Origin of the sequence: Luteitalea pratensis (genome assembly GCF_001618865.1) — a bacterium.
GTDB lineage: Bacteria > Acidobacteriota > Vicinamibacteria > Vicinamibacterales > Vicinamibacteraceae > Luteitalea > Luteitalea pratensis.
This window is the reverse complement of record NZ_CP015136.1, coordinates 4,587,077-4,611,442: the sequence shown is the minus strand read 5'-3', so window position 1 is coordinate 4,611,442 and position 24,366 is coordinate 4,587,077. Positions and strand designations below refer to the sequence as shown.

The following is a 24,366-nucleotide window of genomic DNA, read 5'->3' as shown; positions in this document are numbered from 1 at the left end:
AGCCGTACGAGTGACTGTCCTTCTCCGGCTGCTCCGGTACGCGGCGCCCTATCGCGCCCGCCTCATCGCCGCCTTCGCGGCGATGGTGGCGTACGCTGCCGCGTCGGCCGGCGTCGTCTACCTCATCAAGCCCATCTTCGACCAGGCGCTGGGCAGCCAGTCCCAGTTGTCGAACATCGCGCTGGCGATCGTCGGTGTGTACCTGGTGAAGGGGCTGGGCGCGTACCTGTCGGCCTACCTGATGACCGACGTCGGCCAACGGGTCGTCCGTGACATCCGCAACGAGATGTTCGGGCACGTCCTGGGCCAATCGGCGACGTTCTTCTCGCGGCGGTCGACCGGACAATTGCTCTCGCGCGTCAACAACGACGTCAACCAGGTGCAACAGGTGGTGTCGCAGACGATCGGCGACCTGGTTCGCGAGGGCGTGACGCTGGTCGGCTACATCGGGTTGCTCTTCTACCATGACGCTCGCCTCGCGCTCGTGTCGCTGACCGGCGCCCCCGTCCTGATCTATCCGCTCGTCCGCCTCGGGCAACGCGTCCGCCGTCGTGGCCGGCGCTCGCAGGAACAACTCGAGGTGCTCACGCACATCACGGCGGAGGCCTTCAACGGCCACCGCATCGTGAAGGCGTTCGGTGCCGAAGCACGTGAACAGGCGCGCTTCGAGGACGCATCCCATCGGGTCTACCGTACCAACATGCAGGTCACGAGTACCGTGTCGGCCCTGCCGCCGCTGATGGAGTGGTTGGGCGGGATCGCCGTGGCGGCGATGATCTGGTACGGCGCCTCGCAGATCGGCCAGGGCCGGCTCACGATGGGCGAGTTCATGCTCTTTGTGACGACGCTCTTCCTCATGTACGAACCGATCAAGCGCCTGAGTCGCGTCAACGCGACGCTGCAACAGGCCATGGCGGCGGCGCAGCGCATCTTCGAACTGCTGGACATCCACACCGAGGTCACCGACCGACCGGGCGCGCTGCCGATGCCGCGGCCACGCCGCAGCGTCGAGTTCCGCGACGTCAGCTTCGCCTACGCCGATCGTGAACGGCGCAAGGTGCTCGACGGCGTGTCCTTCCGCGTCAACGCCGGCGAGATCGTCGCCATCGTCGGTTTGAGCGGCGCGGGCAAGACCACGCTGGTCAACCTGCTGCCGCGCTTCTACGACGTGACGGGCGGGGCGATTCTGATCGACGACCAGGACACCCGCGATGCGACGCTCGCGTCCCTGCGGGCGCACATCGGCCTGGTCACGCAGGAGACCGTGCTGTTTGACGACACGATCGCGCACAACATCGCGTACGGACGCCCGGCCGCCTCGCAGGGCGAAATCGAGGCCGCCGCACGGGCGGCGCACGCGCACGAGTTCATCGCGATGCTGCCCGATCGCTACGAGACGCGCATCGGCGAGCGCGGTGGCCGGCTCAGCGGCGGGCAAAGACAGCGGCTGGCGATCGCGCGTGCCCTCCTGAAGGACCCGCCCGTCCTCGTCCTCGACGAAGCGACGTCCTCGCTCGACGCCGAGTCGGAGCGGTTGGTGCAGGACGCGCTGCAGGCGCTGATGCGGAACCGCACGTCGTTCGTGATCGCCCACCGGCTCTCGACGGTGCGCAGTGCCGATCGCATCATCGTCCTCGAACACGGCCGCATCGTCGAAACCGGGCGGCACGACGAACTCCTGGCGCGGCAAGGCGGGGTGTACAGCCGGCTCTACGCGTTGCAGATGTTCGGCGATGGCAACGGCCCCGACGCCGACTCTGAGGCCTCCGCCGCGCGCGGACGCGCGGGGACCTCCTCACGTGCGACGGCGGGCCAGGACAGCCCGGCCCCGGCCCTGGAAGACCGATGATCGTATCGATGACCGGCTTTGCTGCCGCCACCCGCGAGAGTGACGACCTCGCCGTCAACGTCACGCTGCGCAGCGTGAACCATCGCCATCTCGACGTGCAGTTCCGGCTGCCGCAGTCGGTCCAGGGGCTCGAAACCGCCTTCCGCGCTGCCATCCAGCAACGGCTGGCCCGTGGCCGGGTCGAACTGGCGATGAGCGTGCAGGAGCGGACCGAGCCCGTGATGGTGGTCGAGATCGACGAGGCGCTGGTGCAGGCCGTCGGGAACGCGGTCGCGAAGGCGCGTGAGTCGGGCCTGGTAGAAGGGCCCCTGCTCCCCGGCGACATGTTGCGGATCCCGCAAGTGCTCAAGGTCCGGGAGGAGCGTCAGCCCGTCGATACTGCCCGCCTCGAGGAGGTGGTACGAGCGGTGCTCGACGAGGCACTGCTGGCCCTCAACGAGATGCGGCAGAAAGAAGGCCAATTCCTGGCCACCGAGATCGAGGAGCGGCGACAGGCGTTCGTCGCACTGGTGGACGCCCTCGAGGAGGCCAGCCGCGAGGGTGCGGCCGGGATTCAGCAGCGCTTGCTCCAGCGCGTCGCGGAAATCCGTCTCGACCCGCAGCTCGACGAGACCCTGGTCGCGCAGGAGGTGGTCAAGTTCGTCGCGCGCTCCGAAATTCGCGAGGAACTGGTGCGGTTGCGGGCGCACCTCGGGCATTGGATGGACCTGGTCGCTGGCGACGAACCGGTGGGCCGCAAGCTCGACTTTCTCCTGCAGGAGATGAACCGCGAGGTGAATACAATAGGCTCCAAGGCCGAGGGCGCCCGCGCGTCCGCCTTGGTCGTGACCGCCAAGGCCGAGCTCGAGAAGATGAGGGAGCAAGTCCAGAATGTCGAGTGACGGCGCACCCGGCGGAGGCCAGCTGTTCGTCGTGTCGGCCCCCTCGGGGACCGGCAAGACGACGGTGGTCGAACGCCTGGTGCAGGTCGTGCCCGACCTGACGATGTCGCGCAGTTACACGTCCCGGCCGGCCCGGGCCGGCGAGCGCGACGGGGTAGACTATAATTTCGTGTCCCGCGCGACCTTCGAGGCCATGGTGGCCCGGAGGGAGTTCCTCGAGTATGCCGACGTCTTCGGTAACCTCTACGGGACCAGCCGAGCCGATGCCGAGGGCCTCATGGCCTCGGGCAAGGACGTCGTCCTCGTGATCGACGTCCAGGGAGCCGGGCAGGTCCGCGCGGCGGGTATCCCGCTCGTCACCGTGTTCGTGCTGCCGCCAGCGTTCGAGGTCCTCGAGCAACGTCTCCGTGGGCGCGGCAAGGACTCCGGCGATGCCATCCGCCGCCGGCTGGATACGGCGCGTGTGGAGGTGGCGGCCTACGAGGACTACGACTACGTGGTCGTCAACGACGACCTGGATGCGTGCGTCACCGCCATGCGCAGCATCATCCTGGCCGAGCGGGTGCGCCGCGGGCGCATGCGACGCAAGGCTGACGTGATTCTCAAGACGTTCGGCGTCCAGCCGGTCGTCTGACACCCGGCCGGGCCCGGATGACTGCCCGAACACAGGAACCGCCCTCATGGTTGATCGCAGCACCCTCCCCAACGCTTTCGAGTTCGTCGTCGTGGCCTCCGCCCGTGCCAAGCAGTTGCTGCAAGGGTGCGTGCCGAAGGTCGATCCGAGCGGGAAGCCGGCGCGCACCGCCCAGCGCGAGGTCATCGAGGGCTACGTACAGCCCGTGTACGACGACGAGCCCGCAATCGACCCGCAGGCGCGTCCGTTCGCCTAGGGCGACCCGGCGGACAGCGGCATGGCCCTCGTGGCGGTCGGCGTCAGCGGCGGCATCAGCGCCTACAAGGCGGTCGAAGTGGTGCGCCAGCTGCAGAAGGCCGGACACCAGGTCGCCGTCGTGATGACCCGTGCCGCGACGCGCTTTGTCGCGCCCCTGACGTTCGAAGCGATCACCCAGCGGCGGGTGATCACCAGCCAGTGGACGCCGGGCGCCAACGCCGACATCGAGCACATCGCCCTCGCCTCCGAAGCCGCGCTGCTGCTGGTCGCCCCTGCGACGGCCAACACCATCGCCAAAATGGCACACGGGCTGGCCGGCGACTTCCTGACCTCGCTGGCGCTGGCGACGCGTGCGCCCGTCCTCGTCGCGCCGGCGATGAACACCCACATGTACGACCACCCCGCGACGCAGGCCAACATGGCGCTGCTGCGGACGCGCGGGGTGCGGTTTGTCGAGCCCGGTGAGGGCTACCTGGCGTGCGGCTGGGTAGGGAAGGGCCGGCTCGCCGAGCCGGATGTGATCGCGGCCGAGGCCCTGCGCATCATCGAGCCACCGGGGGCCCTGCGCGGACGCCGCGTCCTCGTGACGGCGGGCCCCACGTACGAGGACCTCGATCCCGTCAGGTACTTGGGAAACCGCTCGAGTGGTCGTATGGGTGTGGCCGTGGCCGTCGAAGCGGCCCGACAGGGGGCGGAGGTCACGCTCGTCCTCGGACCGACCTCGATTGCTCCGCCTGCCGGTGTGAAGACCGTCCGGGTGCGGTCCGCCCGCGAAATGCACGCCGCTGTCACGGCCGAACGTGAGGCCGTCGACGCCATCGTGATGTCTGCCGCCGTCGCCGACTATACCCCGGCCGGCGGCGCGGCCAGCGACAAGGTCAAGAAGCAGGACGGCGGCCTCACCGTGACACTCGAACGCACCGTGGACATCCTGGCCGATCTCGGCCGGTGGCGTGCGGACCGTCCGTCTCCCGTGCTCGTCGGGTTCGCCGCCGAGACGACCGACGTGCTGGGCTATGCCTCGCGGAAGCGTGAGGCCAAGCGGGTGGACCTGATCGTCGCCAACGACGTCGGCCAACCCGGTGCCGGCTTCGAGGTCGAGACCAACATCGCGAGCTTCGTGACCGCCGAGGGCGTGCAGTCGTTTCCCCTCGAAGCCAAGGCGGCATTGGCGGCACGCATCGCTGCGTACATCGCCGAGCGACTCGCAGCCACAGCCGACGGTATGGGCGGCTCTTCGCCTGACACGCCGAAGCCTGCAGGCGCAGGCGGCAGCCCGGCCGATCGAGTGAACTCTCCGAACCCAGCCAACGCCCAATGACTGACCGCACCGATCCGCGCGCGCAGCTGCGTGCCCATCTGGAGTTCTATTCCGAGCTCGGTGTGCCGGGGTTCAGTCGCGACGAGTCGTGGACCGCGAACTCGTCGAACGCGGAAGACCGAACGCCGCACGCCGAAGTCGATCAGGTAGGGACGCCTCTCCGAGGCGTCCATCACCGCGTGGGCGATGGCGTCCGTGCCCGCGAGGGTCATCCTGTCGATCCGTCTGTGGGAGATGGACCGCTCGGAGAGCGGTCCCTACCAACGGAGCGGTCCCTACCAACGGACTCTGTGGGAGATGGACCGCACGCCGAAGTCGATCAGGTAGGGACGCCTCTCCGAGGCGTCCATCGCCGCGTGGGCGATGGCGTCCGTGCCCGCGAGGGTCATCCTGTCGATCCGTCTGTGGGAGATGGACCGCTCGGAGAGCGGTCCCTACCAACGGAGCGGTCCCTACCAACGGACTCTGTGGGAGATGGACCGCACGCCGAAGTCGATCAGGTAGGGACGCCTCTCCGAGGCGTCCATCGCCGCGTGGGCGATGGCGTCCATGCCCGCGTGGGTCGTCCTGTCGATCCGTCTGTGGGAGATGGACCGCTCGGAGAGCGGTCCCTACCAACGGAGCGGTCCCTACCAACGGACTCTGTGGGAGATGGACCGCACGCCGAAGTCGATCAGGTAGGGACGCCTCTCCGAGGCGTCCATCGCCGCGTGGGCGATGGCGTCCGTGCCCGCGAGGGTCATCCTGTCGATCCGTCTGTGGGAGATGGACCGCTCGGAGAGCGGTCCCTACCAACGGAGCGGTCCCTACCAACGGACTCTGTGGGAGATGGACCGCACGCCGAAGTCGATCAGGTAGGGACGCCTCTCCGAGGCGTCCATCGCCGCGTGGGCGATGGCGTCCGTGCCCGCGAGGGTCGTCCTGTCGATCCGTCTGTGGGAGATGGACCGCTCGGAGAGCGGTCCCTACCAACGGAGCGGTCCCTACCAACGGACTCTGTGGGAGATGGACCGCACGCCGAAGTCGATCAGGTAGGGACGCCTCTCCGAGGCGTCCATCGCCGCGTGGGCGATGGCGTCCGTGCCCGCGAGGGTCATCCTGTCGATCCGTCTGTGGGAGATGGACCGCTCGGAGAGCGGTCCCTACCAACAGAGCGGTCCCTACCAACGGAGTCATCACTGGCCGCGCTCGATGCCCTCCAGACGCACATCGGGCCACAGTGCATGCGCTGCAAGCTTTGCAGGCTCGGTCGAAAGCAGGTCGTCTTCGGCGTCGGCAATCCGACGGCGGACCTGATGTTCGTCGGCGAGGCACCGGGTGCGGACGAGGACGAGCAGGGCGTGCCATTCGTTGGCCGCGCCGGACAACTGCTGACGAAGATCATCGAGGCCATCGGGCTGCATCGCGACGACGTGTACATCGCGAACGTCATCAAGTGCCGGCCGCCGGGTAACCGGAATCCCGAACCCGACGAAGTGAACACCTGCGAGCCGTTCCTGTTCCAGCAGATTGACCTCGTCCAGCCGAAGGTGATCGTCGCGCTGGGGAAGTTCGCGGCTCAGTCGCTCCTGCGGACCGACACGCCGATCACCAGGCTACGGGGCCAGATCCATCCGTTCCGCGGCGCGCAGCTCGTGCCGACATTCCACCCGGCGTATCTCCTGCGCAGTCCCGACAAGAAGCGGGAGACCTGGGAAGACATGAAGCTGGTCCGGTCTCTCCTGCGAGGCGAGGCGCGCTGATGCGTCTGGTCCGCGTGGCCGTGCCCGTGCCAGGGCTCGGCCTGCTGACCTATCGGCTCCCCGACGGCCTGCAGGCGCCGCGCGGCACGCGCGTCGTGGTGCAGGTCGGCCCCCGCAAGCTCACGGGCCTGGTCACGCACGACAACGCGCCGCTCGACGACACGCCGGCGCGGCTGCGCGACATCCTCGAAGTGCTCGACGACGTGACGTTCCTGCCCGAGGAGGTGGTGGACCTCGCGTTGTGGGTAGGCGACTACTACCTCGCCGGACCTGGCGAGGTGATGTCGGCGGCGATGCCGCCCAAGGGCTGGTTGCGCAGCGACATGACGCTGGCCCTGGCCGAGGACGCCGCGGATGCCGCGCAACAGGTCCCGCGTGAACTCCCGCTGGATCAGCCTGTCGACGAGGCCATCCTCGCGCTGCTGCGCGCCAAGGGCCCGGTGCTGCGCCGGCAGGTCGCCCGCGTCGTCGCCGCGCGTGTCCGCGACCTCGAGGCGACGCCCGAGATCATCTCGCGGGCGGTGCGCCGGTTGCTCAAGATCGGTGCAGTGCGGCTGCAGCCGGTGGTCACCGGGCAGGCCGACGCGTCGCGCAAGCAGCGGTGGATCCGGCCGACGCCGGCGGCATTCGAGCCAGCGACGACGCGACTCGGAGCCAAGCAGGCGGCCGCGGTGGGCGTGCTGGTCGGCACGCCGGAGGGCATCGACGCGGGCGTGCTCCGCGAGCAGGGGATTGGCAGCGAGGTCGTGCGCCGGTTGGTGGCGCTCGGACTGGCGATCGTCGAGTGGCGCGCGGTCGCGCGCGATCCCTTCGCGAGCGGATCGGCAGGCACGTCGGAAGCGCTGGCGGCGCCGCTGTTCCTGCCGATGACCCCGGAACAGACCGATGCGCTGGCGGCACTGCAGCCGCTGATCGGTCAGGGCTTTCAACCGGCGCTGCTCCATGGCGTCACCGGGAGCGGCAAGACGCAGGTCTACCTGCGCCTGGCGCGCGCCGCGCTCGAGGCCGAACGCGGCGTCCTGCTGCTGGTACCGGAGATCGCACTGACCTCCGCTGTGGCCTCGTTGTTCCGACGTGCGTTCGGCGAGCGCCTGGCCATCCAGCACAGCGGCCTGTCCGACGGCGAGCGCTACGACCAGTGGCACCGGATCCGCCGCGGCGAAGTGGACATCGTCATCGGCACGCGATCGGCGGTGTTCGCGCCCCTGCCCAGGCTCGGGCTGGTGATCGTGGACGAAGAGCACGACACCGCCTACAAGCAGGACGAGAGTCCGCGCTACCACGGCCGCGACGCGGCGCTGGTGCGGGCCCGCGATGCGGGTGCGCTGGCCGTGCTCGGGTCGGCGACGCCCTCACTCGAGACGTGGCGCCATGCGTCCGAGGGTCGCTATCGGCTCGTGAGGATGCGACAACGCGTCAACGATCGACCGCTGGCCGACGTCCGCATCATCGACATGCGCGATGTGCTGGCGAGCGAAGGGCCCGAGGTCGTGCTGAGCCAGCCCCTGCGAGAGGCGTTGCAGGCGTGCTTCTCGCGCCGCGAGCAGGCGATGGTGCTGCTGAACCGTCGTGGATACGCGCCGTCGCTGCTGTGTCGCGGGTGTGGCAAAACCACCGAGTGCCCCAACTGCGCGGTCACCCTGACCGTGCATCGACGAGCGGCGCAGGTCCGATGTCACTACTGCGGCCATGCGGCGCCACTGCCGTCGACGTGTCCGTCGTGCCAGGGCGAGTTCCTCGAGTACACGGGCGTCGGCACCGAACGGGTGGAGCAGGAGGTGCTGGCCGCGTGCCCGCAGGCGCGGATCGCGCGTGTCGATCGCGACACGATGCAGCGTCGCGGCGCCATCGGTACGGTGCTGGCAAGGTTTGCTGCCCGCGAGGTCGATGTCCTCGTCGGTACGCAGATGATCGCGAAGGGCCACGATTTCCCGCAGGTGACACTGGTCGGCGTGGTCTCGGCCGACATCGGCCTCGGCGTGGCGGACTTCCGCGCGGCGGAACGCACGTTCCAGCTCCTCACGCAGGTGGCCGGGCGCGCCGGCCGTGGCGACGCGCGCGGCGAAGCCCTCGTGCAGACGCTGCATCCGAAGCACTATGCGATCGTGATGGCGGCGCGGCAGGCGTACGACGATTTCGTGGGGCACGAACTGGAGTTCCGCGAGCGCATGCGGTACCCGCCGTGGCTGTCGATGATCAACATCGTCGTGCGGCACGAGTCACTGGCAACCGCCTTGAAGGACGCGGGCCTGCTTGCGGAGAAGCTGCGCGCGCTTGGCGCCGAGCGCTTCGGCGTGCTCGGTCCCGCCCCGGCGCCGCTGGGCCGGCTGCGAGGTGAGTCACGCGTGCAGTTGTTCCTGAAGGGACGTGACCGGGCCGCGATGCGGCAGGTGACGCGGCAGGCGATCACCGGCATGCCGTCGCTGCAGAAGCGCGTCACCGTCGACGTGGATCCGCTGTCGATGCTCTGAGGAATTGCAGAATTTCACAATTGCAGAATTTCACTACCACCTCAGCGCTTCGAAGCGTGGCGATGCTAAGGAAATTTTGAAATTCTGCACTTCTGAAACTGCGTGATGCACCCTACCGTCGGCCGATGAAATCGACCGGGCTGATCGGCACGGGCGTGAAGCTGAGGGCGAACATCACGATCGCGAAGACGCCGAGGGCCAGGCGTGCCTTGCCAATCGGCAGGTGCTCCTCGCCGACGGCCGGGTGATCGAGGCCGAAGGCATACGTCATCAACACCAGCAGCACGCTCCAGACCGCCCAGCTCGAGGACACGAACACCGCGAGGGTCAGCAGGACGAGGATGGACGCGATGGTCACGTACCGCGACGCGCGCCCGATGATGGCGTGCACGATGTGCCCGCCATCGAGCTGCCCGGCCGGGAACAGGTTCAACGCGGTAGCGAGCAGCCCGAACCAGACCCCGAAGCCGGTCGGGTGCATCACGAAGAGCGCGTGGTCGGGCAGGGTGCCGAAGAACGCCTTCTGCAGCAATGTCAGGAGCAGCGGGTCTCCGAGCTCGAGGCCACCCCGCAGGGGCAACGCACGCGGCAATCGTACGACGTACGAATGCGACACGCCGTACACCGCCAGCGGGAGCAGAACGACGAATCCGGCGATGGGCCCGGCGATGCCGACGTCGAACAGCGCCTTGCGCGTGCGGGGCAGGGCCATGCGGATGACCGCCCCGAGGGTGCCCACGATGGAGAAGGCGGGCGCCGGCACGAAGTACGGGAGCGAGGCCGGAATCCGGTAATATCGACACGCGAAGTAGTGCCCGAACTCGTGGGCACCCAGGATCAGCAGCGCCGGAACGCTGAACCACAAGCCTCCGAGCAGCGCGGTGGCGGGCGCGATGACGACGCGCCGCGTGCCGACGGCGGTGATGTAGTTCAGGAAGAAGCTGGAGCCTGCCCACGTCATTGTCAGGAACGTCAGGACGAAGAGCAGCAGGTGGACCCAGGGCCGGGAGCCGACACGCGCACCACGGTCCAGATCGGCGTCGGCAGGCGTGAGTGGTCCGGTCACCCAGGCGTTGTCCTGGTCGGACCACCGAACAGGAATGCTGGGTTGAGCGGGACGTCCCGGCACTGAGTCGGGCCCGGCGGGCGGGAGCGGGGGCATGGACAAGGGCGGGATTTGCTCAGCCGCCGATGTTCTGGAGTTCCTTGCCCGGCTTGAACCGGATGGTGCGGCCCGGCGGGATGCGCACCTCCTTGCCCGTCCGGGGGTTGCGGCCGATGCCGCGCTTGCGAGGCTTTACCTGGAAGACGCCGAACCCGCGCAGTTCGATGCGTTCGCCTCGTTTCATGGCTTCGCGCATCGCCTCGAAGACGGCCTCTACGGCAACCTCGGCCTTCACCTTGGTGATGTCGGCGATAGTCGCCACTTCGTTGATGATGTCGACCTTGATCATCGTGTGCCGCTAAGAAGCATAGATACAGGGGTTTAGAGTGTCAATCCGCAAGATGTCCGCATGACAGGTTCACACGCCCGCGCGCTGCCCACCGTGGTGCTCGTCGGCCGGCCCAACGTGGGCAAGTCGACGCTTTTCAACCGGATCACGCGGACCCGCCGTGCCATCGTCAATGCGATGGCCGGGACAACCCGCGACGTGATGGCGCACGACGCGGAGTGGCTGGGCATGTCGTTCCGGCTCGTGGATACCGGCGGCATCTTCGGTCATACCGAGGATCCGCTCCACGATCTGGTCGTCGAGCACGGCAAGCGCGCCATCCTGCAAGCCGATCTGGTCATCTTCGTTGTCGATGGGCGCGAGGGGCGCGTGTCGGGCGACGACGAGATCGCCGCCGAGATTCGCCGGGTGGCCCAGGCTCCGGTGTTGCTGGCCGTGAACAAGGCCGACGACAAGCGTGCCCGCGACCGCATGTACGAGTTCTTCGCGTTCGGGTTCGATCACGTGTTCGAAATCGCCGCCGAACACGGCACGGGCGTGCACGATCTGATGGACGCGGTCCAGGGGCAACTCAAGGCCGCCGGCAAGGTGGGCGGATCGGTATCGGTGGAGACGCCCGACGAGATTGCGGTCGCCATCGTCGGCCGGCCCAACGTCGGCAAGTCGTCGCTCGTGAACCGACTGCTCCGCGAGGAACGGCTGATCGTCAGTGACATCCCCGGCACCACGCGCGACGCCATCGACACACTGCTGCAGTGGCACAAGCGCACGTTCCGGATCGTGGACACCGCGGGCATCCGACGACCCGGCCGCGTGGCGAGCTCGCACGCGGTGGAGATGGTGAGCGTCCTCACGGCAAAGCGCGCGATGGAGCGCGCCGACGTCGCCGTCCTCGTGATCGACGCATCGCAGGGCGCGACCGACCAGGACGCCGCGATCGCCGGCGAGGCAGAGCGGCTCGGCTGCGGCATGATCATCGCGGCCAACAAATGGGACCTCACCAAGGGCGAGGGCGATCGGTACTACAAGGAATTCGACGAGGAGCAGCGCTTCCGGATGAAGTTCCTCGAGTATGCGCCGCTGCTGCACATCTCGGCGCTGACCGGCGAACGTGCGACCAAGCTGCTCGAGACGGTGGACCGGGTGGCCATGTCGCGACGCAGGCGCATCACGACCGGCGAGCTCAACCGCTTCGTCGAACGTGTCGGCCGCGAGCATCCGCCGTCCACGCCAGACAAGCGGCACGTCAAGATCCTCTACGCGGCGCAGACAGGCATCGCGCCGCCGCAGTTCGTCTTCTTCACGAACGTGGCGACCGAGTTCCATTTCTCCTACGAGCGGTTCCTCGTGAACAGCCTGCGCGACACGTTCGGCTTCGAGGGTACCCCGATCCGGATCACCGTCCGCAAGCGCGGCGGCCGGGAGCGGGAAAAGAAACACTGAGGATGCCTGTGCCTGATGCCTGATGCCTGACGCGCATGCCGAGCGGCTGACGCGCACGCCTCGCGCCGGTGGGACCGGATCTCCCTGGCGCCGAAGCGCGAGAGTGCGAAGGTGGCCGAGCCCGGCTGCCCTGAGACGCCTCGCCATTACCGGTCGAGGTTCCCGATACCCTGTAGCCGCCGACCTTCCGGTCGGCGGCAACCGACCCGGTCCATGGTTCCCGATCGGGTTCTATACTCTCCCTCGTGGCTGATTCTCCCAGCGTGACCATTCCGGACAAGCCTGCGTTCAAGGCGAGTGAGGTGTGCGAGCTCGCGCAGATCCAGCCGTACGTGCTGCGCTCGTGGGAGTCGGAGTTCCCGGAACTGGGTCTCTCGAAGACCCCCGGCGGGCCGCGCATCTATCGGCGCACGGACGTCGAGCGTGTGCTGCGCATCCGCGACCTCGTCTTCACCGAGGGACTGACGCTCTCGGGCGTGCGGCGTCGCTTCGATGCCGAGCAGCCCCAGCCGCAGGACGATCTCTTCACCTTCGTCGCCGAGATCCAGGCGGCGCAGGCCAAGGCCGCGCAGGCGCACGCTGAACGTCGAACGCTGAACGTCGAAGCGGAAACCGTCGCCCCGCACCCGGCACGCCGAACGCCAAGCGTCGAGGCTGGCGGAACGTCGAACGCCGAAGCCGCTGCGCCCAACGCCGGCAGGAGGGCGAGTTCGGTCCCGGCGTTGGCGGCGCCTGCGGGAATGACGGCGGACGGCGCGACCGTTGACGTGTCGGCAACGGCACCATCCGCAGCGACAGTGGTTCCCGTGGAGGCCCGCGCCACCCTGGTGCAGTTGAAGCAGGAGATGCGTTCGTTGCTCGACCTGCTGGGTGGCGACGCCGCTGCGGCGCCCCCGGCGCGTCCGCCCTCGGCGCCCCGGCGCGGCAAGCGCAGCTGACGCGCACGTTCAGCAGCCCGGCACCATGCGCCCAACGACTGAGGACCTGTTCAGCCGCAGGCCATTGCGGTACAATTCGCGTTCGCGCCTCACGGCGCCGGTCGGGATGTAGCGCAGCCTGGTAGCGCACCTGAATGGGGTTCAGGGGGTCGCGAGTTCGAATCTCGCCATCCCGACCAATAAACCCAACAACTTACAGCCGCTAGGCGAGCCGCGAAAAACCCACTGGTCAACCTATGGTCAACCTAGGGGCTTGTGGTCACGGCGTCTGCCTGCGTTGACACAGCGTGGCTCGTTGTTCCCCCGCACGCACTCGCAGCAACACGAGGACACGCGACGCAGGCTCGTGACGCGTCCGCCCCCTGCGTCGCTCCTGTGGGCGCGCAGCTTGTCGCAGCCGACCCCACGACGGCGTTGCGTCACCAAAGGATTGCGGCGTGCCCCAGCGAGGCCACCGTTGCGGCCCCGCGAAATGCCGACGTGTGGATGAGTCGCGTAAACTGCCCGCCATGCAGTGGATGGCGAAGCAAGGTCAGTGGCGACGCTTGGCAGCGGGCTTGTCGCCTTACGTTGCTCTCTACGCGGCTGGCCTGTCGACATTCCTTGCTGTCCAGGAATACAGGCGCGACGCGCGCGACAGGCCCTTCGTCGTCGCGCTCATTGACGGAACGGTGCCGCAAGGCTTCTCTCGCTGCGCTGAGGGCTTCGAGTGGCAGACTGGCTTTCAGGTGAGCAACGTCGGGCGACGCCCCATTAGCGTGACCCGTGTCACTGCCATCGAGGTAGAGGGGCTACCTGCCTCATTCGTCAGCGAAGTGTCGATCACCAGCCCGCTACGCGACGCTCAAGTGATGTTGAACGAGGCGGCAACCGTGCCGCTGGTGGCTCATGGTCTCCTGAAATGGAACGGTCGCAAGGATGTGCTCATTGATCGAGACGTCCGGCTGGTGGTGGTTCTGGAAACGAACGCGGGGCAACAGAGACTTCCCGCGTCGCCAGATTGGGCGAGCCGCCTCAAGGTCGAAATGGGAACGTCGACCGCTGCGGAGCTGTTCGGGCGAGACATGTCGGCACTGCCGCCCTGTACTCAAAAGTGAAGCCGCTGGGAGCTCCATCAGCTGGGCAGCTGCGGCAGCGCGGCGGCGTCCGGGACGATCAGTCCTGCTCCGCTGTCGCGCGTCGGACGCGACGGTCCAAGGACGTCGAGCAGCTGCGTCAGCGCGACGTCATCGGGGATGAGCCGCGCTCGAACGAGACGTAGGCGACGATCTGCGTCGGGACGTGGACTGCTGACCAGGACGAGCCGCCCCACGTTTCCTCGTCGCCCCAGCGTGCGACGGACACGGACACGTCGGGACGAGGGACTGACCCGCTGTACGGCTCCATGACTGCGTGCGTCGGCATCGTGTGCTCCGGGTTTCTCAGGGGTTCACCTGTGCGTCCGTCGGGGCGGGTAGGGGGGTCGCAATCGCTGGCACCGTGTAAGGCTGACGACCGTGGCCCCACGCGCGCATTTTCGACACGTAAAATGGACCTTCGGCCGTCTGAGCTGTGCAAGCTGCGCAACTGGTTCGCAGTACGACGAAGCGGCGGGTATGCCCGCAGAACTAGACCGGCGACAGCAACTCAGGCTTGAAGAAGCGGCTTGCAAGGGCCGCCAAGATGATCGGCGTGAAACCGATCACGGCGGCATAGACCAGCAGGCCAGCATTGCCGATCACACCGGCTTTGAAGAGTCCGTAACCCATAAAAAGCAAGATGTGAGTGGCGCCTCCGGCAGCGTACGCCACGCCAACAACCTTGCCGCTGTACGGTCCGCGAATCGCGCTGGCGTACAGGACCCAAACGGACAATGGCACAAACAAAAAGGCCGCGGTCAGCAGGCCGGTGTTGTAACCGCCCTGCGCGACCCCGCCTGCCGTGTGCACAAGTCCGTTGGCGAAGAGCAATCCCCAGAAGCTGAGGCCGATGAGGACGTTGCGCCGGAAGAGGTATGCCGCGAGTGGCGCCCCAAACCACATGAGAGCGATGTTCACCACTGGGTAGAAGGCCAGCGGAATCGGACATTCCGGATACGGGGGAAAGCCGATCTTCTCGCAGATCATTTCCTGGATCGAGTAGTCGATGCCGATCACTGGCAGGCTGTATTCCTCGAACTGATGCAGCCAGTAGAGCGGCACGGCAAGCCACGCCAGCCACATTGGATCACGCCAGCGAGTCGCCGCAGCGTTGCCACGGAATGTATCGGTCATCAGCAGGATGGCGATCATCACAATCGCACCTCCCACCCCTATGAACGGCCAAACGGTGTAGAACCAGTGTGTTTGCAGAGGTGCCTCCCGACTGTCGTCGTCCATTCCGGGAAGGTCAGCATCGAGCCTCTCGGCGGTCGGATCGTAGCACCGCATCGCGTTCTCGGTGCGCGCCCAAGGTGTCGTTCGCCATGGCATCGACGTCGGGCGCACGCGAGCCCCGCCACGGTCTGATCGGACGGAAGGTGCGATCACACCGTGACGGGTGCGCGGCTTCTTACGCCTTCCGTGCAGGCGTCGTCGCGGCAGGCGTGGTCACGGCGGGCTTGTCGCGTGCGGCCAGTGCCCCGGTTTCGACGATCTGCACAGCGGCCGTGTGCAGCGGCGCGATGGCCCAACGACTCGTGACCCGAATCGCGCTCTGGTCGTACTCGCTGTAACGGTACGGGTCGTAATGCACGACCCACCTATCCCGCACGCCGATGCCGACAAATCGCATATCGGCAACCACAATCGACGTTCCGACCGCAGCCGTGATGTAGACCGGCACGCCGAACACGACCGGCCGTGTCGCCGCGCTCGCGTCGGGTTGCAGGACATAGCCGCCCGTTGCGCCTGCGTCACGTTCGAGCCGCAACGCGGACCAGTTCGCCGGACTGATAAAGATCGCGTTGGGCGAGGCGTACGCCGCTTCCACGCCTGCAATCGCGGCGGCGACGTCGTCGAGCGTCGCTGCGCCCGGCGTCGAGACAACACCCGGCCAATTGAGGATGCCCAACGGCTGCGGGGCCACACCCGTGCCGTTGAAAAACGCATCATCGAGCTTGATCGCGAGCTCGCGCAGCAAGTGCTGCTCGACAACCGTCCGGCCATCGGGGATCGCGTCGTTGAGCCACTCGTTACTCGACCGCGTCAATCCAGCGAGCTTGCGCGCGGTCAAGGTGGCCGCTTCAAAGACGATGTTGCCTTCGGGAATCGCGGCGTTTTCGAGCACGAATCCGACCGTGGCACCCGTCCCGACCTTCGGCACGGTCATCGTGTCCGACGTCATCGTGAACAGACGTGGACCCGCAGCCAGGACGACGGACTCGGGCGCGAGCCGCTCGACGATCACAGGTGCCTGCTCAATGGGCACGAGGAATCCGCCAGCGGCGTCGGTGCCCTCAGCCTGCGCGGCTCGGTACTCGCTCGTCGACGGCACGAGCACGGCGTGCTCGACGTGTGGGCGTGCGCTCCGGCGCTCAATGGCTGCGGCCGTCCTCGAGCTGCGCCCCGCTGCGGCGTCGCTGACAACGCTACGGAACGCGACGACAGGATCGCCGTTGAACTTCGCGAGCGCGGAAGCCATCTCCGCGTCGCGCTCGGCGTCGGCGGCGTACTTCTGTGCGGCCGACATCAGTCCGTCGTATTCGCTCCGTTCCTCGACGGAGAGATCGCGATTCTCGGTTTCGGCTCGTTCGTGGATCGCACGAGCGGCGGTCAGGTTGCGCTCGGCATGCTTAATCGCAAACATAAAACCTCACTTGCTTATGAATGCGTCGCGACACTGCGCGTGTGCCCGCTGCACGTTCCTGACGAACTCGGCTCACAAGCCTTCCTGACGATGCCTGTCGGCTCTCGCGTGAGGTTGCTTCCGTGTTCGCGTGCGTTCGCTCAGGGCCGACACGTCGCGTTGTCGTCGACGCTCGGAGACGCGCGACTACCGCAACGCGGCCAGTCGCGCCGAAAGCGCGTCGAGGGCACGGCGGCGCTGTGCTCGACCCTGACGGGCCACGAGCTGCGCGGCGTGCATCAACGCGCGGGCTTCAATCGCGACGTCGGCCGCGAGATAGGCAGGCCACGCCACGAAAGAAATTTCAAACAGGTCAACATCGGTCAGGAGTCGGAGGGGCGGCGAGCCTTCCCGCCATTCGTCGCGCAGCGTCTTGAATCCGAAGCTGACGCCGTCGAGATCCCGACGTCTGACGGACTCGACCAGGTCGACGCCTGCGGGGCTGTTGGGCGGCGTCAGTTCAAACCGTAAGCCGACGGTGTCAACGGCCAGCTTGAGCGTGCCTGCCTTGGTCGAACCGAGCACGCGTGAGCTGTCGTGCGCGAGCAGCGCCTTGACGTCGCGTCGTTGCGGCAAGCGGTCGAGGGCGTGCGAATCGATCTGCTCGACGAAGGTCGCGCCGTTCTTGCCGGTCAAGGGCTCGGAGCTTACGCCGAACCGCAAGGCGTAGCCGACCAGACGGGCGGGGCCTTCGGTGTCTGTCGTCGTGAGCTGCGCGCCGTCGGCGAGCCCGCGTCGTTCGAGCGGCTCGCGTATCGAGGAATCGATTGCTGCTGTCATCGTCCGTCCTTGCTGTCGTTGTGCGCGACATGGCAGGGGGACGCGTGCGCGGGCGGTCAGTGCATTCTGCCACCAATCGTGTCAATTGCCGACTGGCGACACGGGGACGATGTGCGTCCGTTCAGGTGCGAGAATCTGCGCGATGCGCATGGCCGCAGACGCACAACGCAGACGCATGTAGTCGGACCCCTCGGCCGCCATCATGCAGACATCGGCGGCAGCCAGCAACGCAACAAACGGTTTATTGAGCGCGTCGACGCGACTGTCGCGCAGCACGCGCAGGAGCTCCAATCGGAGCGTTTCCGCCTCGGCTTCCAAGGGTGAGTCGTCCGTGTGATCCGACAAGGTCATGCCTCCTGCAACTCGAGCGTGGGCTGCGCGCAGTCGAACGGTAACGCCCTGCCAGGACGCAACTGCGGGCACGTCGTGCCACGGATGGACTCGGGGAACAGCGCGATCAGGTCCGCAGGCACCGGCCCGCCTGCGTGCAGTCGACACGCGAGCGCGCACCAGCCGCAGCGCCCGAGCGGACGGTCGGACGGGAGCGGTTGCCCGCAGAGGTAGCACCCGCGCTCGTGTCGCTCACGGCCGAGCGTCCCCGCACGGAGTGCCAGCAGACGATCAAGGGTGGCGTCGGCGCAGATCAAGACGAGCACCAGCAGGTCAGGCTTGTGCTGACGGATGGCCGCACGGTCATCGGGCGTCAGGCGTGCGGCCGCTTTCGTCATCAGCGTCCCGGCACGCACGAACAGGCGGACGCCCTTCTCGTCAAGGTCGAGCAGCAGGCCACGCGCCTCGACGTTTGCCAGCACGTCACTCGGCACTTGCCACCTCCGTCTCGTCGCCATCGTGGTTGCGACTTTCGCCTGCGTCAGTCGCTGCTGACGTGTGCACGGCTGAGCCAACTACAGCCGAGTTGTCGACGTCAACCGCGCCAACCGCGCCACGTGGCACGACTGGCGCGGTTGGCGCGGTTGGGGGCTCGACTGGCGCGGTTGACGTGTCGAGCGACCACAGCCCCTCGCCCCCGAAGTCTCCCTTGCCCATCGTCACGCCGAGGACTTTCGCCCTCCGCTGCACGGTCCGCCACGCGAGGCCGTCCGCCCGTGCCTGACGTCGCATGGCTGCGCATGCGCGCGGTCCGTCCTTGAGTGCGTCGCGCAGCCACGCGCTCGCCTCATCGCGCTCCGTGCGGTCGTCTCCTACTGACGCTTGCGCCGCCAGCGCCTCGTTGGCGGTGAACGTCACCGGCTCATCGGTCCACCGAATGCGGCTGGTCTCGAACCGCTCACCGCGGTGCGTGACGCTGGCGGTTTCGACCACGTAGGCTCGACCATCAGGTTTGCGGGACAGGTTGACCTTGAGCGGCAGGAAACACCGACGGTCCTCGTTCTCGGGATCGGCCACGACCGTAAACGCCGAACGCACGGCATCGACCCACGCCTGCGAGCCAGTGACTCGGGTCATCGCGTCGTGGTTGCCGACGGCCTTGTTAAAGTGACTGATCGCAAGGATCGTGCAGTCGTGCGTGTGTGCCAGTGCTTCCAGCGGTCGCATCACCGACCGCACGTCAGAGACGCGATGGGTATTCTTGCTGGCGTTGATGTAGGCCGTAATCGGGTCCACGATCACGAGGCGCGCGTCACCGTGACGCGTCAGGAAGCGATCCAGTGCCGCGACATCCTGCACGAGGTCGAGGTCACGTCCGCATACCTCACCGTGCTCATCTGGCACACGCACCATCGTGATGATCTCCACGAGATCGAGGTCCGCATTCGCGGCCATCAAGCGCGGCACCATGGTCTTGGTGTGGTGATCCTCAGCCGTCAAGTACGCCACGCGACCGCGCACGGCACGCTGGCCATCAGGCCATTGTCCACCACGCGTGATCGTCGCCGCCATGGCACAGGCTAGCGTTGACTTACCCAATCCGGCCCGGCCCGCCAAGATGCTCGACGAGGCTGACGGGATATAACCCGGCCAGAGCCATGTGACGTGTTCGGGTGCCAGCGTTGAGGCTCGCACCGAGACAACCTCGGACAGCACCGGCACCCTCACTGTAGCGTTTTGCGGCTTGGGTGCTGGATGCGCACCTCGATCCGTTGTGGGCGGATCGGCCGGATGCACGCGATCTCCGAAGATCGCTGCCGTCAACGTCGTGTCATCGAACGCCATGATCGTCTCGGTAGCGTCGAAACTCTTCGAGCACGCGCTGGTAGTCCGCACGGGTCTGCGCGAGCGCGAGCTGCGCGACGCGCAGTTGGTCGACGGCGCACTGCGCCATGAGTCGGTAGACGTCGGCGTTTCGCAGGGCGTCGACCAGCATCGCACTCGCGGTCAGCGGTTCGCCCTGCGCGTCACACACGGGCTTCATCGAACGACCTCGGGTCGACCGTTCGGCCCGTGCTCGACGACGAGGCGATGGTCGCGCGACGCGTGCGCCTCGTCGTGTCGCAGCTGACGCAGCTGTTCCAGGACGGCAGACAAGTCATCGAGACCCAATCGGATCGTGCGGATGGTCTCGCGTACCTCTTGCTCAAGCGCGAGACGCGTCTCGGCGGGGCTCACGCCTGTCCCCCGCGATTGGCGGACCACGTCTCGTACGTGCGACGCAACCACGCACGGCGCGGAGGACGTCCGGGGAGCAGCCGATCGGGCGGAGGGAAGTGGCCGTCTTTCAGCCATCTCCATAACGTAACGCGCGCGATGCCCAGCAATTGCTCGACGTCTGGGCCGCTGAGCAGCGCCGAGGGGTCGCGAGGCAGCAGGCGCTCGCCACGGGAGCGAGCGTGTAGACGTTTACGGGGGCTTGCGGCGGGTGCTGTGGGTTCCACAGCGACAGGATGCGACAGGCTGGACGGGAGAAATCTCGGTCAAAAGCTAACCGCGTTTTCGGGCGCTTTCGCGTTCGTGACGGATCGCGAGTTCGACCGCAGCCTTGCCCGAGTCGACCTGCTCGCCGTTCAGCGACGACGGAGCGAACGCGAGCCACCGGAGCGCGGCGGCATCCGCTCGCGCGTCAATCAAGCGTTGGAGCTTGGCGTGCGAGTGGGTGCGTTCAAGATGCCAGTAGTCCCGTTTCACGCGAGCTCCGGTGTACTTGGCATAGAGCGTCTGACGCGTGCGCCGCCGCCCGCCAGGAGGTGGCTCATCAAACACCTGCACCTCCTCGTATTCGACCACCCGGAACGCGGCAGCCTTGCTCAAGGCTGCGCCACCATCGAGTGGGTGGGTGAGGTCCAGGACGCGCTGGTATCGGCGGACACGAGTGTGCGCTGCGCGCCACGCGCGGTCCGCGCGCGCAGTGCGTCCCTTACCGGCGGACGCCTGCTGATAGGCGCTGCGCAGCGCTTGCTTGAGCGTCGGTAGCAGCCACGTCGGGATGCACACCTTCGGCTCGTCCTCGTCGAGCGCGCCCGTCTCAGCCAGATGCAGCACAGTCGCGATGTCGCGCAGCTGGTCGCCGGTGATCCGATCCGTCGTCTCAGGCTCCGTCAGCCGTCGCGTGATGTCCGGCAACTCCGACCGGAAGTGGTCGACCGTCGCGTCGTAGTCGGGACGTTTACCCCGCAAGGGGCACCGCCGTGATGCCAGCGACGATTCGATGCAGCTCCGTCGACCACGCCTCTAGCGCCTCCCGCTTCTGCGGCAGCCTGTCGAAGCGGTCGTAGATCGCGGTCGCGCGCGGACCGCGATCCGTGTGGTTCAGGACGCGGGCGATTGTCTCTCGCCCAATGCCGAGCCGCCCCATGCCTGAGGCCGCTGTGCGTCGGAGGTCGTGCCCACGCACGTCGGCGGACGTCGGCAGGAAGGTGGACAGCGCAACCTTCTTGGCGCGGTCGGCCGCTGGGCCACGGAGGAGGTCGTTGGGGAAGACCCACGGCACCCCCTCGTCCACATCAGCGCGGCGACGTCGCAGGATCTCGACGACCGGCCCGGCGAGCGGCACGACGTGGGCGACCTTGTTCTTGGTCGTCTCGCTGGGGATCATCCATGTGGCTGCGTCGAGGTCCAACTCGGCCCAGCGCATCCGGATCACCTCGCCGCCGCGCTGGGCCGTCAGGAGTCGCACGCGCAGCCAGTCGGCCAGCATGGGACGGAGCAGCGGCGTGTCGCCCGTCTTGGCCTCCGTGACGCGCCCGTCCTGAGCCACGCGGCGATACGTGGACTCTGCGTCTGCCAGTGCGGACCAGAGTGCCCGGATCTCGTTGTCGGTCAGCACGCGCTCGCGCGAGCGTTCACGCGTCGGCTTCGCGAGCCGAGCGGCGGGGTTGGCATCCAGCCATTCACGGTCGACACCGAAGTTGAGGATCTTGGACACGAGCGCCGCGACGCGGTTCGCCATGACGGGTGCCCGATCCGCGATCGCGTCCAGGTGCTCGCGGATCGTGCGTCGTGTGAGTTGGCGGACGGGCACGTCACGCCACGTGGGCAGCAGGTCGCGGGTGAGAATGCGCTCGTCCTCCTGCCACGTGCGCTTGCGCTTCTTGGCGTGCCGTTCGATGTACAAGGTCGCCAGCGCGCCGAAGGTGTCGTGCTCAGCCGCCTTGCGCTCGGCCTGCGGGTCAGCCCCCGCGTGCACCGAGCGCATGGCGTCGCAGGCAGCGATGCGGGCGTCCTGCAACGACACGAACGGGTAGCGCCCGAGCGTCTGACGGCGGACCTGTCCACCGGCCGTTTTGTACAGCGCGACCCACGTCTTGGCACGCGGGCCGACCCGTAGGGCCAAGCCGGGCGTGGTAGTGTCGACGTACTCGGCGCGTCCCGTGGTCCTTGCGACGGACTCCACGAACCGAGGTGTCAAGGCTTTGCGCATCAGAGGTACTCCCGTGTCTGGTCAACTGGTCAACCGCACCCGTCGCGACCCTCTGAGATGCCCTCAGCATCTGCTGGTCAACCGACTGGTCAACCGCGAGCAGTGGCTCGCGGTGAAACCCATCGTAGCACCTAGAAGCCGTAAATGGCTTGAAAGACAGTCATTTGCGTTGTGGTCAGCACGGGGAATGAAGCAGTGCGAAACCCGCATTCGGCTGAATGGGGTTCAGGGGGTCGCGAGTTCGAATCTCGCCATCCCGACCAGTCTAAGCCGCTGCAATGCAGAGGTTTGGCCGCTCAGCCTCGGAGGTCACTCCGGGGCTGTTTTCGTTCTGGGTGGCGCAGGGCCACGCGGCGCAAGGACAGTCGATGACGGAACACGACGAGCCACAGGTCGGCGATTTCATTCTGTTGTTCGACGCAGAGTCCGACGACTCCGGCGAGCCGCCGATCCTCCTGGTGCAAGTGGCCCAGGACGGCTTCGGCGGTATCGCCGAGGGATGGATCGAACAGGCTGACCAGCTCGAGGCGCGCGCTCGCTTCCTGGCCCACGAAGAGGGCACACGCGCCTGGCGGCACGTCGGAGACGGGTACTCGCTTCTTCCGCCATACGAGACCGCGAAGGACGTGCACTGAGGACCGCCTCCCGCAGCCGGTCCCGGAACCCCACGCCCCACGACATCTTCGGTCGTTGACACGTCCGGCCAGCCTTGCGCTTCGCCTCGTGGCGTGGCTACGGCCGCATCGCCCACCAACATCTACTCTCGCCTTCTGTTGGCAGGGCCGCGCACGGACAGTGGCCGTTCGGACACGCGTCACTTACGGAATGGCGCGCCGCTCGTCCCTGCCTCGGCGGCAGTGTCGCCACCTGTAGTCTCACCTGTACCTGTCCCTGATGGCCTCGGGACGTACTGCCATGCGGCAATGTTGCGCAGTGGTGCATGGCGATGAGCGAAAGCGCACACGTCGTGTGCGGCAGCCCTTGTGACGATTGCCCGGTTTTAGGGTAACGACACGTGACCACCTCACCGAGAAGCCAGCGCTGGAGCGAAGACGAAGTCCGGCAACTCACCACCCTTGCGGTCCGCGGCGTGCCGGAAGGCGAGATCGCACGGATACTGGGGCGAACCGTGGCAGCGGTACGCACCAAGGCCGCGCACAATCGCGTCACGCTCGTGCGCGACAGCACGGCCGGTCCGGAACGGCAGCCGCTCCCCTGGGAACGGCCGCACGGCTCCTGACGCCCGCCTCCGACTCAAGTTCGGCGCGCTGTCAGCCGGTCGGCGGCCACGGCAAACCCATCGCGCGCCTTTCGCAAGGCTCCCACGCTCGGGGGCCGATGCCACAACGCGATGCCATGCAACAGCGCGTGCGCTTTTCCCAGCGCCTCGCGCAGGGTGTCTGCCCCATTGGGCAGCGCGGCCCCCGGGCGGTGCGTCGCCGCGTCGAGACCCGACATCGCGCGCTCCAGATCGCTGACGAGTTCCTCCGCGAGCGCATCGAGGACGGGCAATCGCGCAGCGAGGTCGTCGCTATCGCGAGCGATCTCGATCACGGCCTGGACACGCTGCTCCCACCCGCGCAACGCCTGGCGCACCGCCTCACCCGTCGACTCGTGCTCGTCGTTCACCAACCCGAGACCCTCCGAGACTGACAAGAGCCTCGTAATGCCGAAATGCCAGGATGCTGGAATGTCGAAAGCCAGCGCCGCGACTTCTCGCTCGGCTTGCGAACCATGTCCGCGCTGGCCCACAACGTCGGCGATTCCCGACTCCCGACTCCCGACCGATTTCGACTCCCGACGGCCGAGGGCCGCCACGGAATCCGTGATACCCGGCACCCCTACCCGGTACCCGGTACCCATGAGCGCCCTGGTCGCGAAGCGTCATTTACGCTCGAGTCAGCGCCAGGGGGCCAGGCCCATCGGACCGCTGTATACGTTCGCCACGATACAATTCGGCCGATCCCATGATGGC

The 24,366-nt window shown here is 67.3% G+C and carries 27 protein-coding genes and 1 tRNA gene; 13 read left to right on the top strand and 15 right to left on the bottom strand.

Annotation, left to right across the window (positions count from 1 at the left end; genetic code table 11):
- Nucleotides 1-10 precede the first annotated feature (10 nt).
- From msbA to priA, 7 genes are all read left to right on the top strand, one after another.
- Nucleotides 11-1,849 (top strand): lipid A export permease/ATP-binding protein MsbA, encoded by a 1,839-nt coding sequence (gene msbA / locus LuPra_RS19060; RefSeq protein WP_110172219.1) that lies wholly within the window; start codon nt 11-13, stop codon nt 1,847-1,849.
- Nucleotides 1,846-2,730 carry a YicC/YloC family endoribonuclease gene (locus LuPra_RS19055; RefSeq protein WP_110172218.1) on the top strand — a complete coding sequence of 295 codons (885 nt, stop codon included), beginning with the start codon at nt 1,846-1,848 and terminating at the stop codon, nt 2,728-2,730. The genes msbA and LuPra_RS19055 overlap by 4 nt, the downstream gene beginning before the upstream one ends.
- Nucleotides 2,720-3,364: a guanylate kinase gene (gmk, locus tag LuPra_RS19050; protein ID WP_110172217.1), complete on the top strand. Its 645-nt coding sequence runs from the start codon at nt 2,720-2,722 to the stop codon at nt 3,362-3,364. The genes LuPra_RS19055 and gmk overlap by 11 nt, the downstream gene beginning before the upstream one ends.
- A gap of 46 nt (nt 3,365-3,410) precedes the next feature.
- A complete protein-coding gene (locus tag LuPra_RS19045) occupies nt 3,411-3,620 on the top strand; it encodes a DNA-directed RNA polymerase subunit omega (RefSeq protein ID WP_110172216.1) in 210 nt (69 codons plus the stop codon).
- 21 nt (nt 3,621-3,641) lie between these two features.
- The gene (gene coaBC / locus LuPra_RS19040; protein ID WP_110172215.1) at nt 3,642-4,943 is read left to right on the top strand and encodes a bifunctional phosphopantothenoylcysteine decarboxylase/phosphopantothenate--cysteine ligase CoaBC; all 1,302 of its coding nucleotides are present in this window, start codon (nt 3,642-3,644) and stop codon (nt 4,941-4,943) included.
- A gap of 1,223 nt (nt 4,944-6,166) precedes the next feature.
- On the top strand, nt 6,167-6,685 hold the full coding sequence (locus tag LuPra_RS19035) for a uracil-DNA glycosylase (protein WP_110172214.1): 519 nt from the start codon (nt 6,167-6,169) through the stop codon (nt 6,683-6,685).
- Nucleotides 6,685-9,156, top strand: coding sequence for a replication restart helicase PriA (priA, locus tag LuPra_RS19030; protein ID WP_110172213.1), 2,472 nt, complete (start codon nt 6,685-6,687; stop codon nt 9,154-9,156). The genes LuPra_RS19035 and priA overlap by 1 nt, the downstream gene beginning before the upstream one ends.
- Before the next feature lie 112 nt (nt 9,157-9,268).
- On the opposite strand, the gene LuPra_RS19025 is transcribed toward priA, so the two are convergent.
- Together LuPra_RS19025 and LuPra_RS19020 are read right to left on the bottom strand one after the other, a co-directional pair.
- The gene (locus LuPra_RS19025; RefSeq protein ID WP_110172212.1) at nt 9,269-10,222 is read right to left on the bottom strand and encodes a site-2 protease family protein; all 954 of its coding nucleotides are present in this window, start codon (nt 10,220-10,222) and stop codon (nt 9,269-9,271) included.
- 115 nt (nt 10,223-10,337) lie between these two features.
- Nucleotides 10,338-10,610 (bottom strand): HU family DNA-binding protein, encoded by a 273-nt coding sequence (locus tag LuPra_RS19020; protein ID WP_110172211.1) that lies wholly within the window; start codon nt 10,608-10,610, stop codon nt 10,338-10,340.
- A gap of 60 nt (nt 10,611-10,670) precedes the next feature.
- On the opposite strand from LuPra_RS19020, the gene der reads away from it, so the two are divergent.
- The 4 genes from der (at nt 10,671) to LuPra_RS19000 (ending at nt 14,088) form a co-directional block, all read left to right on the top strand.
- Nucleotides 10,671-12,053 (top strand): ribosome biogenesis GTPase Der, encoded by a 1,383-nt coding sequence (gene der, locus LuPra_RS19015; RefSeq protein WP_110172210.1) that lies wholly within the window; start codon nt 10,671-10,673, stop codon nt 12,051-12,053.
- Between the two features lie 245 nt (nt 12,054-12,298).
- Nucleotides 12,299-12,991: a MerR family transcriptional regulator gene (locus LuPra_RS19010; protein ID WP_157899401.1), complete on the top strand. Its 693-nt coding sequence runs from the start codon at nt 12,299-12,301 to the stop codon at nt 12,989-12,991.
- Nucleotides 12,992-13,093: 102 nt separating this feature from the next.
- A tRNA-Pro gene (locus tag LuPra_RS19005) sits at nt 13,094-13,170 on the top strand.
- 330 nt (nt 13,171-13,500) lie between these two features.
- Nucleotides 13,501-14,088 carry a hypothetical protein gene (locus tag LuPra_RS19000; RefSeq protein WP_110172208.1) on the top strand — a complete coding sequence of 196 codons (588 nt, stop codon included), beginning with the start codon at nt 13,501-13,503 and terminating at the stop codon, nt 14,086-14,088.
- Nucleotides 14,089-14,206: 118 nt separating this feature from the next.
- On the opposite strand, the gene LuPra_RS32070 is transcribed toward LuPra_RS19000, so the two are convergent.
- The 12 genes from LuPra_RS32070 to LuPra_RS18940 form a co-directional block, all read right to left on the bottom strand.
- Complete coding sequence (locus tag LuPra_RS32070; protein WP_157899400.1) at nt 14,207-14,395, bottom strand: hypothetical protein; 189 nt, start codon at nt 14,393-14,395, stop codon at nt 14,207-14,209.
- A gap of 203 nt (nt 14,396-14,598) precedes the next feature.
- The gene (locus tag LuPra_RS18990; protein WP_234800464.1) at nt 14,599-15,261 is read right to left on the bottom strand and encodes an HXXEE domain-containing protein; all 663 of its coding nucleotides are present in this window, start codon (nt 15,259-15,261) and stop codon (nt 14,599-14,601) included.
- Nucleotides 15,262-15,520: 259 nt separating this feature from the next.
- The gene (locus LuPra_RS18985; RefSeq protein WP_110172206.1) at nt 15,521-16,756 is read right to left on the bottom strand and encodes a phage major capsid protein; all 1,236 of its coding nucleotides are present in this window, start codon (nt 16,754-16,756) and stop codon (nt 15,521-15,523) included.
- Nucleotides 16,757-16,942: 186 nt separating this feature from the next.
- Nucleotides 16,943-17,575 carry an HK97 family phage prohead protease gene (locus LuPra_RS18980; RefSeq protein WP_110172205.1) on the bottom strand — a complete coding sequence of 211 codons (633 nt, stop codon included), beginning with the start codon at nt 17,573-17,575 and terminating at the stop codon, nt 16,943-16,945.
- Nucleotides 17,576-17,656: 81 nt separating this feature from the next.
- A complete protein-coding gene (locus LuPra_RS18975; RefSeq protein ID WP_157899399.1) occupies nt 17,657-17,920 on the bottom strand; it encodes a hypothetical protein in 264 nt (87 codons plus the stop codon).
- 2 nt (nt 17,921-17,922) lie between these two features.
- Nucleotides 17,923-18,399 carry a TubC N-terminal docking domain-related protein gene (locus tag LuPra_RS18970; RefSeq protein WP_110172203.1) on the bottom strand — a complete coding sequence of 159 codons (477 nt, stop codon included), beginning with the start codon at nt 18,397-18,399 and terminating at the stop codon, nt 17,923-17,925.
- Entirely contained in the window at nt 18,389-19,750 is a 1,362-nt protein-coding gene (locus LuPra_RS18965) for an AAA family ATPase (RefSeq protein WP_110172202.1), read from the bottom strand. Before LuPra_RS18965 ends, LuPra_RS18970 begins: the two co-directional genes overlap by 11 nt.
- Nucleotides 19,737-19,949 (bottom strand): hypothetical protein, encoded by a 213-nt coding sequence (locus LuPra_RS18960; protein WP_110172201.1) that lies wholly within the window; start codon nt 19,947-19,949, stop codon nt 19,737-19,739. The genes LuPra_RS18965 and LuPra_RS18960 overlap by 14 nt, the downstream gene beginning before the upstream one ends.
- Nucleotides 19,946-20,143: a hypothetical protein gene (locus tag LuPra_RS33340; protein WP_110172200.1), complete on the bottom strand. Its 198-nt coding sequence runs from the start codon at nt 20,141-20,143 to the stop codon at nt 19,946-19,948. The genes LuPra_RS18960 and LuPra_RS33340 overlap by 4 nt, the downstream gene beginning before the upstream one ends.
- Nucleotides 20,140-20,409 (bottom strand): helix-turn-helix transcriptional regulator, encoded by a 270-nt coding sequence (locus LuPra_RS34570; RefSeq protein WP_157899398.1) that lies wholly within the window; start codon nt 20,407-20,409, stop codon nt 20,140-20,142. The genes LuPra_RS33340 and LuPra_RS34570 overlap by 4 nt, the downstream gene beginning before the upstream one ends.
- Before the next feature lie 46 nt (nt 20,410-20,455).
- Nucleotides 20,456-21,094 carry a hypothetical protein gene (locus LuPra_RS18945; RefSeq protein ID WP_157899397.1) on the bottom strand — a complete coding sequence of 213 codons (639 nt, stop codon included), beginning with the start codon at nt 21,092-21,094 and terminating at the stop codon, nt 20,456-20,458.
- A 43-nt stretch (nt 21,095-21,137) separates the two neighbouring features.
- Nucleotides 21,138-22,391, bottom strand: a complete 1,254-nt coding sequence (locus LuPra_RS18940; protein ID WP_110172197.1) for a tyrosine-type recombinase/integrase — start codon at nt 22,389-22,391, stop codon at nt 21,138-21,140.
- Nucleotides 22,392-22,759: 368 nt separating this feature from the next.
- Between LuPra_RS18940 and LuPra_RS18935 the strand changes: the two genes are divergently transcribed.
- Together LuPra_RS18935 and LuPra_RS18930 are read left to right on the top strand one after the other, a co-directional pair.
- Nucleotides 22,760-23,026 carry a hypothetical protein gene (locus tag LuPra_RS18935; RefSeq protein ID WP_157899396.1) on the top strand — a complete coding sequence of 89 codons (267 nt, stop codon included), beginning with the start codon at nt 22,760-22,762 and terminating at the stop codon, nt 23,024-23,026.
- A gap of 380 nt (nt 23,027-23,406) precedes the next feature.
- Nucleotides 23,407-23,631 carry a hypothetical protein gene (locus LuPra_RS18930; protein WP_110172195.1) on the top strand — a complete coding sequence of 75 codons (225 nt, stop codon included), beginning with the start codon at nt 23,407-23,409 and terminating at the stop codon, nt 23,629-23,631.
- A gap of 14 nt (nt 23,632-23,645) precedes the next feature.
- On the opposite strand, the gene LuPra_RS32580 is transcribed toward LuPra_RS18930, so the two are convergent.
- The gene (locus LuPra_RS32580) at nt 23,646-24,047 is read right to left on the bottom strand and encodes a hypothetical protein (protein WP_162271445.1); all 402 of its coding nucleotides are present in this window, start codon (nt 24,045-24,047) and stop codon (nt 23,646-23,648) included.
- Nucleotides 24,048-24,366 lie beyond the last annotated feature (319 nt).